Source organism: Legionella anisa (assembly GCF_001467525.1).
In the GTDB taxonomy this organism is placed as follows: Bacteria; Pseudomonadota; Gammaproteobacteria; order Legionellales; family Legionellaceae; genus Legionella; species Legionella anisa.
This window is the reverse complement of the sequence record NZ_LNXS01000022.1, coordinates 333315-345754: the sequence shown is the minus strand read 5'-3', so window position 1 is coordinate 345754 and position 12440 is coordinate 333315. Positions and strand designations below refer to the sequence as shown.

Below are 12440 nucleotides of genomic sequence, written 5' to 3'. Positions count from 1 at the left end.
GCTTTCGTAACTTTGAAAATTACAGAACTCGTGTTAGGGTGCTGTGCTGTTAAATGTGAGTGCCCCCGTAATTGGGAAAGAGCCGATTTTTATTTGAAAAATGGCGCGCCCGGAAGGATTCGAACCTCCGACCCCCTGGTTCGTAGCCAGATACTCTATCCAACTGAGCTACGGGCGCGTTGACTGGCGGAGAGAGAGGGATTCGAACCCTCGATGGGATTTCTCCCATACTCCCTTAGCAGGGGAGCGCCTTCGACCACTCGGCCATCTCTCCAATCAATGGTTGCGCAGTATAACAGGTATTTTGATGTCGTCAATATGCGTTATCTATAAATTAAAATTGGATGTATGGGAAAAAAACTTTAAATACACCAATATGATCTATAATTATCCAAGGAAGAGTAAATTGCTGTGTCAATCTTAGAGTGTTCATTTTTTCAAGAAGTTAGTTTAATAATTTTTTAGGTAATGCTTTATAAAAATTTCCAAATTTTCATGATTACTGCTACTCTTTATCATTCATAAATCAGAGCTGCTATCAGTGAAGAGGTATGGCGTTAAGTTAAAGGATCCGGGTTATCTCAAAGGAAGTATGCTTCTCAATTTGTTACAGAATAATTGAGAGTAATCAGCTCTTTTAATGAAATATCGTTGCAGTGATGTAACCGCAATTTAAAAATAAGGAGGATCGATGAAACAGAAGTCGAATTTACATGGTCGAGATGTGTATGTTGTTGATGGAAATCGAACACCATTTCTCAAGGCCAAGGGAATAGGTCCTTTTTCTGGATCTGATTTAGCGGTAGCTGCAGGGATGGTATTATTAAATCGGCAACCCTTTGCTCCAACAGAGTTGGATGAGGTAATTATTGGTTGTGCAATGCCTAGCCCAGATGAGGCAAATATTGCGCGAGTGATTTCTTTGCGCCTGGGATGCGGTGAGAAAGTACCTGCATTTACAGTGATGAGAAATTGTGCTTCCGGGATGCAAGCATTGGATAATGCAGCCATCCAAATTGCAAGTGGCCGCAGTGATTTGGTTCTTGCAGGGGGTACGGATGCTATGAGCCATGCTCCATTATTGTTTAACCAAAAAATGACATCCTGGTTAGCCAGTTGGTTTGCTGCTAAAAGTATGAGCCAAAAATTAGGGTTAATCACACAATTTAGACCGGGTTATCTTGCTCCGGTTATCGCTTTGATGCGTGGTCTTACTGATCCTATTGTCGGTATGAACATGGGACAAACAGCCGAAAAAGTGGCTTATCGCTTTAATATTACTCGTGAACAAATGGATGAATTTGCCAATCAAAGCCATTTGAGACTGGCAAAGGCTTATGACGAAAACAGAATGACGGAAGTATCACCGATTATTGGCTCTAAAGGAACTATTTATTCACAAGATGATGGATTACGAGCAGATTCAACCGTAGAGAAATTAGCGAAATTAAAGCCTTTTTTTGATAAAAAATACGGCATGGTAACCCCTGGTAACAGTTCGCAAATCACTGATGGGGCATGTTTGTTATTATTGGCCAGTGCTGATGCAGTGAAAAAACATGGTTTGCAAGTTATAGGAAGAATAGTAGATTCACAGTGGGCCGCACTTGATCCTTCGCAAATGGGGCTTGGTCCAGTACATGCAGCAACTCCTATATTGCAAAGACAAAAATTAAAACCCGAAGATATGGATTGCTGGGAAATTAACGAAGCGTTTGCTGCTCAAGTTTTGGGTTGCGTTGCTGCTTGGAATGATGAGAATTATTGTCGTACCCAGCTAGGTTTGGAAAAGGCGTGGGGAGGTCCTTCACTCGAGAAGCTTAATCGCGATGGTGGTGCAATTGCAGCAGGACATCCTATAGGCGCAAGTGGTGCACGTATTGTATTACACGTTTTAAAATCATTGGAACAAAAAAATGAGTCACGAGGTATGGCTTCTATCTGTATTGGTGGAGGACAGGGCGGGGCTATGTATCTTGAACGAGTGACTGAGGTGAAAGGACATGAATAATTACAAACATTGGGACTTGAAACGCGATAGTGACAATATTCTGTGGTTAGGCTTGGATAGAAAAGATACATCTATAAATAGCATTAATGAAGAAGTACTAGATGAACTCAACAGCCTTCTGCATGAAATTTCACAGGATAAAAATGCTCTAGGCTTAATTGTTCATTCTGCCAAAGAAAAAGGATTTATCGCAGGCGCAGATGTAAATGCTTTTTCAAAATTTGAAACCCCGGCCCAAGCAGTAGATTTCTTGCGAAAAGGGCAAGCTGTATTTGCTCGATTGCAGGCTCTGACTATTCCTAGCGTTGCTATGATTGATGGTTTTTGCATGGGGGGCGGTTACGAATTAGCGTTGGCTTGTACCTATCGAGTTGCGAGCGATGAAAAAGATACTCGTATCGGTTTGCCTGAAGTAATGTTAGGTATCCATCCAGGTTGGGGCGGTTCTGTACGCTTACCTCAATTGATCGGTGGTTTTAACGCTTTATCACAAATCATTCTCACCGGAAATGCAGTACATTCTGCAAAAGCTAAGAGTTTAGGTATGGTTGATGAGGTCGTTCCTGTTCGTCAGTTAAAACGAGCAGCAGTTTATTTCATTAAAAATAAACCACCAAAGCATAAACCCTCATTCGTACAAGGACTGACTAATAGTGCCTGGCTGAGAAAACCTATTGCTGCTTTAATGCGTCATAATATAGCTAAACGAGTGCGAAAAGAGCATTACCCTGCACCCTATGCCATTGTTGATTTATGGGAGAAGGAAGGAGGTGTAGGAGATAGAGCTTATTTGAAGGAAATAGACTCAGTGGAACATTTAGTATCTACTGGCATTACTTCAAAAAACTTAATCCGCGCTTTTACTTTGCGAGAACGCTTAAAAGGTTTTGCAAAGGGCAGTGATTTTAAAGCAAATCATGTACACGTTATAGGTGCCGGCATTATGGGAGGCGATATTGCTGCCTGGTGTGCTCTACGCGGTCTACGAGTCACTTTGCAAGATCAATCTTATACTCAAATTGCTCCGGCAATTGGCCGTGCACATGCATTATATAAGAAAAAATTACGTAAGCCTCGTCTTATACAAGCTGCAATGGATAATTTAATTCCTGACCCTGAAGGACATGGTATTGCCCGCGCTGATGTAATTATTGAAGCAGTATTTGAAAATCTTGCAGTCAAGCAAGAAATCATGAAAAAAGTTGAAAAACTTGCTAAAAAAGATGCCATCATTGCTACAAATACGTCCAGTATTCCATTGGATGAAATAAGTAGCGTCATGAATAATCCTAATCGTCTGGTTGGAATTCATTTCTTCAATCCAGTTGCTAAGATGGACTTGGTTGAGGTAGTGAGCAGTACACAAACTTCCAAGAAAATTGAACTTAATTCGTGCGCTTTTGTCAATCAAATTGGCAAACTGCCATTACCGGTTAAGTCCAGCCCAGGATTTTTAGTAAATCGGGTATTGATGCCTTATCTCATGGAGTGTGTCCAATTATTGGATGAAGGATATAGTGCTGAAACTATTGATGAAGCTGCTTTATCTTTTGGTATGTTCATGGGACCTGTAGAACTTGCAGATACAGTGGGGTTAGACGTCGGTTTGGCTGTTGCTGAAAATTTAACAGGCCATTTTGGCGGAACTGTACCACAAAAGCTGCGTGATATGGTTAAAGAAGGTAAACTTGGTCGGAAAACAGGTCAAGGGTTATATCAGTACAAAAATGGTAAGCCCATTAAAAAACAGCCTAGTACACCAATTCCTCCTCATATTGCCGATCGATTAATCCTAAGAATGGTTAATGAGTCAGCAGCTTGTTTGCGCGAGGGAGTTGTTGCTGATGCAGATTTGCTTGATGCAGGTATGATTTTCGGCACAGGATTTGCTCCGTTCCGTGGCGGTCCAATGAACTATGCTAAGGATTTTGGAACAAATAATCTGGAAAATTTATTTAAGACCCTCGAGTCTAAGTATGGCGAGCGGTTTAAAGTAGATGAAAGCTTTTAATTTGCCTTTGCTATTTCTATGAAATATGTAGCTGCCTATGCCCCGCGCCTTGTCCGCGGGGTCAGTAATGTATTAATTTGCAACAACGTTGGAGAAGCCGCGGGAAGTGGGAGTAGAGCTTGACAGGTTTTTCAGCGATGGATAGAAGATTCATGTGTGATATGTAGCAGAACCCAGTCTACATATTTATCTTTATCAGACTATGTTCTTGGAGCACTCATTAAAAATGATCTTCATTAAACAAAGGTTATTCTTTTTGATTTTTGTGCAATTTTTTTGTGCATTTATTTCCAATGCGACCACTTTGGTTATACCTGCAACAGGTGATGTGGTTGGAGAGGTTCAATATGTACAATCAGAGTTAAATGAAACGATTGATGAGATAGGAAAACGTTTCGATGTTGGGTATTATGAGATACTCAGAGCAAACCCTCAAATCAATGCCAGGCACTCCTCAACAATTAGTTCAGGACTTATTATTCCTACACAATATATATTGCCTAATGTTCCTAGAAAAGGAATTGTGATTAATTTAGCAGAATACCGCCTGTATTATTTTCCTGAAAATGAGAATGTAGTGATTACTTTTCCTGTTGGTATCGGTAGGGAAGGTTGGAATACCCCATTAGGGGTTACCAAGATTGTAGCCAAAGAGGCAAATCCCAAATGGCGTCCAACAGAAAATCTACGTGCTGAAGCAGAAAAAAATGGGGATTTTCTCCCTGATGAATTTCCTTCAGGACCATATAATCCCTTAGGTCGACATGCTTTACGTTTGGGATGGCCAACTTTTCTTATTCATGGGACAAACCGAGTTAATGGAATTGGTACGCGTGTCAGTGCAGGGTGTATTCGCATGTTTCCTGATGACATCGAATTTTTATTTCGAATGGTTCCCACCGGAACTCCAGTAAGGGTAATTAATGAACCTGTTAAAATTGGGAAACATGAAGGTGCCTGGGTAGTGCAAATACATCCTCTTTTAAGTGAGCAGAGCGGTATAACACTGCAATCAGCTCTGCAAAAGCAATTATTAAGAAGTAATCGCGCACTTAACTTAAACAACAACAAAATAATTCAAAATGAGCTTGCTAATCCTACAGGGTTACTAAGAAAAATTTAGAACGAGACGAATCGTAATTGTTCCGCCTCATTGGAAGAACAGCCATATTCGTGACAGATAAGCCCATACACCCTGAACGATTACGACGTATGCACCCAGGCTACCGGGCTATATTTATTCTTGAGAACAGTATCGCAACACGTAGTAGCTAATCCATAAGACAATAAATCCCCCGATAACATCAATTAAATAATGCCATCCTAATAAAACACAGGATGCAATAAGAAAGAGGTTAATTATAGATAATAGAATGCACGGAATGGTCCATTCTCTAAGCAGATTTACACATAAGATTGCCCAAATCACATGAAATGAGGGAAGGGCTATTAATCCTCCTTCATTTGTAGTTGGATTAATATGATTATGAATTTGATTGAATTTAAAGCCTGTAGCAATTTGCTCTGGCAAAAAGAATGGGCTATTGGTGACGCTTGCTGGAGCAATAGTAGGAAAAAAATAATAAAATCCAAAACCAATTAAGACAGTGCATAACATATAGAAGTAATATTCTCTGATTAGATGGAAGCGACAGGTGATAATGATCAGCACAGGCAAAATACTCATTTGATATGGAAGGCTGTCATAAATTACACCGAGTAAATATTTGAACTGAGGATGATTATGGGTCCAGGCAACTATTGACTCCATGTAGACATTCATATAATTCTCTTCAAACATGACAATAAATGGATCAATGATTGGGAATGGAGTTAATTGCACTGCATTTGTTGCAATGGCAATGATACTCATTATTGCAAAATAGTAAATTAGTTCTCGTCCAACTTGCCTGATTTTATTGTCCTGAGGAAAATAGAGGTGGAGCCCAAGGTTCATAAGAATTAATACTAAAGCTAGAAAAGGGATGTTTTCAGGAAAATAGTTATTCCCTGGATATTGGTAAAAAAAGTGATTTATTAAAAAAATAATAGAGGAAAAGGCCAGAATTAAACCGGAAAGAAAAATAATCGAACGCGATGATACCTGACCCATTTTAGATATATTATTCAACGGTTTCTAAAAGTTTTTTTTGTTTAATAGCATGAAAAATCTCTTCTCTATGCACGTTCACTGATCTGGGTGCATCGACACCAAATTTTATATTTCCATGTTCTTGTGTTTTAAAAGCTAAAATCTTAATAGCTGCGTCACCAATATGAATCATTAAAGGTTCTTCAAATTGAAGAGAAATTATATCCATTAATTACCTCTGTAACTTTCAAATAAGTTGATTATAAATCAAAGACATTTAACTCATGCACGGTAACTCAATTCATGGATATTTGTCACTATAAATTAATAAAAAAATTTTAAAAATGGCGTTTGATTTATCTAATTCAGATATTTAATTATTTTTAATTGTTTGATAATTGTATGATGCGACTAAAATGGTTATAATTAGCAGCTTTTTTTAAACCTTGCCTTACTGTTGCTCAGATGACAGAAGGCTTTAATCCATAAGGAGAAATCATGAGACATTATGAAATTATGTTTCTTGTGCACCCGGATCAGAGCGAACAAGTACCAGCAATGGTAGAGCGCTATGAAGGGATCATAAGTAAGCACAGTGGGGTGATCCACCGCAAAGAAGACTTGGGTCGTCGCCAATTAGCTTATCCAATTTGTGATGTACATAAAGCACATTACATTCTTATGAATATTGAATGTAGCCTTGAAGCTCTGGAAGAAATTAAAAATGCATTCAAATTTAATGATGCAATTATTAGAAATTTAATTACTCGTCAAAAACAAGCGATCACTACTGAATCTGTTTTGATGAAGAAAGAAAAAGAAACCAGATCTGCTTAAGAGGAGTCTTATTATGTCAGCTTATTTTCGTAGAAAAAAAATGTGTCGTTTTAGTGCTGAAGGCGGCAATGAAATTGATTATAAAGATATCAATTTACTGAAAAATTATATTTCTGAAACAGGTAAAATTGTACCAAGCCGTATTACTGGTACTCAAACCCGTTTTCAAAGACAATTAGCAAGAGCAATTATGCAAGCCAGATTCCTTGGTCTGTTGCCGTATTGTGATAGCCATAAATAAATAATAAATGATGCGTGCAAGCAATTTTATAACAAAACAATGTAAGGTAATACTTGAAAGCAAACGGCAAGCAATTATTTATGCTGTGATTTTTTCAATATTACCCTTTGCATCTTGGCTTTCAGTTGCCCTAGTCAGTTTGGTGACTTTAAGAAAGGGTGCAAAATCTGGTTTTGATGTTTTGTTACCTGCGCTTGTTATTCATTCTGTTCCCTTGATGATGTTAATACCATTATCCGGAGCACTAATTAATACTCTTATTGCCTATCTTCCATGCTATTTTGCGGCATTGTGCTTGCGAAATACTGAACGATGGCAGGCAGTCGCGGGAGTATTTTTTGTACTGGCTTTTTTGGGGTGTCTACTTATTCAACTTTGGATTCCAGGTTTTATTGTCGAACAATTTAATTTGTTTAAAATGATTTTGACACAATATCAGGAACTAGTTGGCCCCGCTCTAAATGACGTTAATTCAGTAATTTTGGCGCAATTATTTTTCGGAATTCAGATATTAAGTGTTCTTGTTTCTGCGACAATATCCTTGATGTTTGCGCGAGCAATGCAAGCAAAATTATTTTTACCTGGAGGTTTCAGGAATGAATTAATGGCGTTTCGTAGTGGCAGACTTGCATTTTTAGTTTTCTTAGGAGTTTCTTTAGCAACTTTTTATGAAATTCCATTAGCTATGAATGTACTCCCCATAGTGCTTTGTTATTTCTTGGCTTCCGGGTTTGGTCTGGTTTATTTTATCTTTTCGCGTAAAAGACAAGTTAGGGTCTTCATTTTATTAATGGTGTTAATATTAGTGAAACCAACTTTTGTATTAAGTGCCTACATTGTCCTTGGTTCATTAGATAGTTTAGTTAATTTTAGATCGTATTTCCCTTCAGGGGTTGGCGAATCAATTTAAGGGGTTATTAAGATGGAAGTTATCTTATTAGAAAAAGTGAGAAATTTAGGTAACCTGGGTGATAAAGTAAATGTAAAATCCGGTTATGGTCGAAATTTCTTGATACCACAAAATAAAGCTGTTTTTGCAACACCTAAAAACATTGAATTATTTGAGCAACGCCGAGTTGAGCTTGAGAAAAAAGCCCAACAAGCTTTGGCTACTGCTGAGCAGCGTGCGGCTAAATTGAATGATATTACTTTAGTTATTAACGCTATGGCGAGTGACGAAGGTAAATTATATGGTTCTGTTGGTGTCAATGAAATCAAAGATGCATTGACAGAGAAAGGTGTTGATGTGGTTAAGCGTGAAATTGTAATGCCAGAAGGTCCTCTGCATTCAATTGGTAATTTTGTGGTTGAGATACATGTTCACAGCGATGTTATTGCTAAATTGAATGTCGAAATTGTACCATCCAAGTAATTGTCTGTAGTTCTCTTATGGCCTGGGTGAAACGTAAATGTAACCCAGGTCTTTTTGTAACAGTCACATGTAAACTTGCGGTTAAGTTTTTTGAATGGTTTCATCCTAACACTGAGCTTTTTCTCGTAAATGACTAAGTAATTTTGCTTTAAAATACTGAAACCTTCTTTAGGTTTTTGAATGAGAGCATTGTTACAAATAATTAAAGTTATTTAATTATTTAAATCTCTAGAATTCTCCTGTGTTTCTGAGTCTTGCTCTTGCCTCAATTCCTGTATTATTTGTTTTATATTTTTGAAGTACTGTGTCGCTTTTTCTTTGGTTTTATCACTTTTGCTTTGACTTTGACTTATTGTCATTCTTACGGCTTCTTTTAAGGACTGAATCGTTACCTCATTACTTTTCTGAGGTCTATTTGGATCAAGCTTGTCGTTTTCGTACTCTAGTTCTTCTATTCTTTGTTCTATTTCTTCCCATTTTCTCCGTTCTTCTTTTGTAATAATTTTACCTTTTACTTTTAATGTATCCAGTTCGGTTAATAACAGAGCAATCTCGTGTTTATTTTTTTCCAATTGTGTTTTTGGTAGCTCTATATCATGACTACTCTCCAAGTCTTCTTTCACAGAATATTTTTCATCCAGTTCTTTTAACACGGTCTCAATAGACTTTATATTTTTTGCAGAAACTTTTTCTATTTCTTCGATGGCCTTAATTAAATTGTCATTTTTTTGGAGTGATAATAACACTCTCTTATAAGACTTTAGACGCGCAAGGCGCTCATTATTTCCATGACATTTTTTTATGTTTGTCTCAAGAGCTTTCATATCAGGCTTTAAGCTGTCAGAGAGTGCACTGACGGTAAATGAGGTATAATATTTATCATGTACTTCTTTTATACTTTTAAGACTAAGAATATAGCTTGAGAGCTCTTCTTTCTTTTGTTTAAGTGCATCAACTCTACTATGCGCAGTTTTGGGGTTCATTAATTGTTCGATTTCTGTATCCAGTTTTTTTTTCTGAGAAAGTGTTGTCTCGTATATCTGCTGATTGTCTTTGTATTCAAAGACGTTCTTAACTCCAGTTGATAATCTCCATTTTATTCCATCCCAATTGGTGTCGGCAGAAGCAGAATTGATTTTATTTATGATATTCTTTATTACTTCGTCAGCTTTATCTTTTCCCCCTAGCTTAGCAACGATATTTTGTTCATCTTCTCTTGTACTCTGAGATAGTTTTTTTAATTCATCAAAAAAAACTTCTTGAGATAGATTCAAAATTCCCCCACTTTCATGACCAAAAACACGTAACAACAAGTTCATTTCATCGAATGTTAACCCATAGGGAGTTTTCAGGGCTTCCTTCTTTGCTCCATCCGCACGTTCCTTTTCTTCTTGTAGCCTCTTCTCAAGATCTTGATAGTTCATTGCCTTTTTTAGTTTTTCGGAGAGGTCGCCTACAGGTTTTTTTTTATAATCCTCGAGAATTCGAATAACATTTTCTAGCCGAGATAGTTCAGATTGAGCTTTCACTAAATAAACATTTTGATAGGCCTCTACAGTACCATGAAGTGCTCGATGGGCTTTAAGAAAATCACCATATAATTCGTCTAAACTACGATCATGTTTTGAATGAGACATAAAAACGCTCCCCTTACGTTGATAACTTAATTATAGACAAGAAAATCCGATTCATGGAGTTTTTCCTCTAATGAATAACTATGCTGAGCATCAACTTAGACTCTTGGGTATTTCTACAAAAACTAACCTTTGGAACTCAATCAGAGCGAGGCAGTTGGTTTATTAATTGTATCTTTTTTGTTATTGCCACTTGCAAACAAGCAAAAAAGACGATCTTTTTATAAGTCTGAGGTTGCACGTTGAAGTGTTGATTGTTAAACAAAGAGAATTCGGTAAAGTGCAAGTAGTGCAATCACTGTATTCAGGATAGCCCAAATATAAGAAGGAGATAATCCTTTAGATCCGCTGTAGTAAGCATATACAGCAACCAATGTGCTGCCCGAGAAAAATATCCATTTGTCATTGTAGGCAAAGCCCATAGAAAGTAAGGCGATACCAAAAACACCTAATATCAAAAATACACTGTTTTCCTTGCCAAACATCAAATAGAAAGTGAGCAGTTGGCAACACATTAATATCGGTAAGAAAAACTGAGTATAAGGTCCACTACCCAATAAAATTGCTGCATGCCCTGCAATAAGTATTAATTGAAGGGCTATAAAATAAAGCATTCTAAAGTAAATAGCTGTTACAAGTAATGCAATAGCGCCAATAAAATAATAAAGTTGAGAATGAAGTTTAGGTGGGGTGGTCCCGAAAAATTTCAAAAGACCATACAGGATTATAAGTGAACCAATCCACCCTATAAGAATAAATATTTTTCTAGCCACATATCACCATTTTAAGTAAATTCCTTTTGCAACTGATTCTTGGATAATTGCGCTTTGGGGTTTATTAAATGAAATCCAATAATTTCCCATATTACTCAGAGCAAACTTAACTCGCGGATATTGACATACTTCCAAGACATTACGACAGTCCACTAGAGTAGTATTTTCGTCAATGCGTTTATAACATTTAAAATTTAAGTTTTTGACATCAGAAGCAAATGCCCCCCAACTCATTGGATCCAATGTAGCATGTAAGGGAGGACTCATAAAGGCCTCTTCTGTATTTACACGTTCCAATTCAATTTTAGAATCAGAATGATTTTGAATTAAATAGTAAGATTGATTTCCTGTTTCATTTAAAATCAGATAATTTTGACTGTATCCAAACCCCGTGACTTCACATCCACGTGGGAAATTACTTGCTGCATGAACTGAGCTAATGAGGGCTGCAGAGAAAATAATCGATTTATTAAATTGGTGAAATAAAGACATAACTACCTCAATAAGTATATTTTGTGGGTTATTTTAATCATAAAAAATACAAAGTCTATCCCACAATACAAACTATTCCTTTTGTGCGGCAATTTTTGCCTTAATCATAGGGTAATAAGTTCTATAAAAACTTAAAAATAAGTACATTCCAACATAAGCCAAAGACAGACTAAGACAAATGATGTTTGTGTTAGGATAGCTAATAAGTACGCAAATCGAACTAATGGCATAAATAATAGAACAGATATGCATGAGTATTTTTAATACTCTGGATTCTGTTAAATAGTCCAGTCTTGAGGGATATACATACTTTACAGGTACAAAAATAAGTATAGAGAGTATGATTAATATAATGGCGTTCGTTGCAGCAGAAGTATTAAAAATAAACATGTACAAAATAGTAATATTCCAGTAACAAGGAAATCCTTTAAAAAAATGATCTGGGGTTTTGGCGTCAGACTGGCAAAATTGATAGGCTGAGGTAATTGAAACCGCAGCAATAAGAAAGACAGAGTACTCAGGCGGAAGCATACCCGGTTTCACGAGTAAGAAAAAACATGGAGTAATAACGTAATTTAAATAGTCAACAATGTTATCAAGCAAAGCACCATCTATCTTGGGCAAAATTTCCTTAATATTAACTAGGCGAGCTAGACTTCCATCAACGGCATCGATAGCAACAGTAATAAACATAAGCCATAAAGCGAAAATGTATTCGTGCTGATATATCTTTACTAATGAAAAGACACCGATACAGGCTGCGCTCGCTGTAAAGAGATGCACTGACCAAGCCGCTACGTAGTGTAATGGATGGAATTGCTGTTTGCTTAAGTTCATTAATTATCCTAGTGTTATTAGAAAACCATCGCTTAAAACACGTTCTCTTAAAATATGGATTTTCCGAAATATTTATTAATTGTACTAATGTATTGATTTAAACTACTATTGCTTTTTCTGAAAATCTAAGAATATGAAAA

Annotated in this window: 13 protein-coding genes and 2 tRNA genes; 7 read left to right on the top strand and 8 right to left on the bottom strand. The window is 36.9% G+C overall.

The window, feature by feature from the left end; all coding sequences use genetic code 11:
• Nucleotides 1–101 precede the first annotated feature (101 nt).
• Nucleotides 102–178: transfer RNA gene (locus Lani_RS08850), tRNA-Arg, on the bottom strand.
• 6 nt (nucleotides 179–184) lie between these two features.
• Nucleotides 185–274, bottom strand: a tRNA-Ser gene (locus Lani_RS08845).
• 417 nt (nucleotides 275–691) lie between these two features.
• Between Lani_RS08845 and Lani_RS08840 the strand changes: the two genes are divergently transcribed.
• The 3 genes from Lani_RS08840 to Lani_RS08830 all read left to right on the top strand — a co-directional run bounded on the left by Lani_RS08840 (nucleotide 692) and on the right by Lani_RS08830 (nucleotide 5145).
• Nucleotides 692–2011: an acetyl-CoA C-acetyltransferase gene (locus Lani_RS08840; RefSeq protein ID WP_019232456.1), complete on the top strand. Its 1320-nt coding sequence runs from the start codon at nucleotides 692–694 to the stop codon at nucleotides 2009–2011.
• Entirely contained in the window at nucleotides 2004–4022 is a 2019-nt protein-coding gene (locus Lani_RS08835; protein ID WP_019232455.1) for a 3-hydroxyacyl-CoA dehydrogenase NAD-binding domain-containing protein, read from the top strand. The genes Lani_RS08840 and Lani_RS08835 overlap by 8 nt, the downstream gene beginning before the upstream one ends.
• A 265-nt stretch (nucleotides 4023–4287) precedes the next feature.
• Nucleotides 4288–5145, top strand: coding sequence for a L,D-transpeptidase family protein (locus Lani_RS08830; RefSeq protein ID WP_223499595.1), 858 nt, complete (start codon nucleotides 4288–4290; stop codon nucleotides 5143–5145).
• A gap of 114 nt (nucleotides 5146–5259) precedes the next feature.
• Here the strand turns inward: Lani_RS08830 and Lani_RS08825 are convergent, their stop codons facing one another.
• Both Lani_RS08825 and Lani_RS08820 read right to left on the bottom strand, forming a co-directional pair.
• Entirely contained in the window at nucleotides 5260–6135 is an 876-nt protein-coding gene (locus tag Lani_RS08825; protein ID WP_019232453.1) for a phosphatase PAP2 family protein, read from the bottom strand.
• 10 nt (nucleotides 6136–6145) lie between these two features.
• Entirely contained in the window at nucleotides 6146–6343 is a 198-nt protein-coding gene (locus Lani_RS08820) for a carbon storage regulator (protein WP_019232452.1), read from the bottom strand.
• A 269-nt stretch (nucleotides 6344–6612) separates the two neighbouring features.
• On the opposite strand from Lani_RS08820, the gene rpsF reads away from it, so the two are divergent.
• The 4 genes from rpsF to rplI are packed head-to-tail and all read left to right on the top strand — an operon-like array spanning nucleotide 6613 to nucleotide 8564.
• Complete coding sequence (gene rpsF / locus Lani_RS08815) at nucleotides 6613–6951, top strand: 30S ribosomal protein S6 (RefSeq protein ID WP_019232451.1); 339 nt, start codon at nucleotides 6613–6615, stop codon at nucleotides 6949–6951.
• Between the two features lie 13 nt (nucleotides 6952–6964).
• Nucleotides 6965–7192, top strand: coding sequence for a 30S ribosomal protein S18 (gene rpsR / locus Lani_RS08810; protein WP_010653600.1), 228 nt, complete (start codon nucleotides 6965–6967; stop codon nucleotides 7190–7192).
• 7 nt (nucleotides 7193–7199) lie between these two features.
• Complete coding sequence (locus Lani_RS08805; protein ID WP_019232450.1) at nucleotides 7200–8102, top strand: hypothetical protein; 903 nt, start codon at nucleotides 7200–7202, stop codon at nucleotides 8100–8102.
• Between the two features lie 12 nt (nucleotides 8103–8114).
• Complete coding sequence (rplI, locus tag Lani_RS08800) at nucleotides 8115–8564, top strand: 50S ribosomal protein L9 (RefSeq protein ID WP_019232449.1); 450 nt, start codon at nucleotides 8115–8117, stop codon at nucleotides 8562–8564.
• Between the two features lie 212 nt (nucleotides 8565–8776).
• On the opposite strand, the gene Lani_RS08795 is transcribed toward rplI, so the two are convergent.
• The 4 genes from Lani_RS08795 to pcsA form a co-directional block, all read right to left on the bottom strand.
• Nucleotides 8777–10201, bottom strand: a complete 1425-nt coding sequence (locus tag Lani_RS08795) for a coiled-coil domain-containing protein (RefSeq protein WP_019232448.1) — start codon at nucleotides 10199–10201, stop codon at nucleotides 8777–8779.
• A 254-nt stretch (nucleotides 10202–10455) separates the two neighbouring features.
• Complete coding sequence (locus Lani_RS08790; RefSeq protein ID WP_019232447.1) at nucleotides 10456–10971, bottom strand: hypothetical protein; 516 nt, start codon at nucleotides 10969–10971, stop codon at nucleotides 10456–10458.
• 3 nt (nucleotides 10972–10974) lie between these two features.
• The gene (locus Lani_RS08785) at nucleotides 10975–11463 is read right to left on the bottom strand and encodes a hypothetical protein (protein WP_019232446.1); all 489 of its coding nucleotides are present in this window, start codon (nucleotides 11461–11463) and stop codon (nucleotides 10975–10977) included.
• 72 nt (nucleotides 11464–11535) lie between these two features.
• Nucleotides 11536–12300 (bottom strand): phosphatidylcholine synthase, encoded by a 765-nt coding sequence (pcsA, locus tag Lani_RS08780; RefSeq protein WP_019232445.1) that lies wholly within the window; start codon nucleotides 12298–12300, stop codon nucleotides 11536–11538.
• Between the last annotated feature and the right edge of the window lie 140 nt (nucleotides 12301–12440).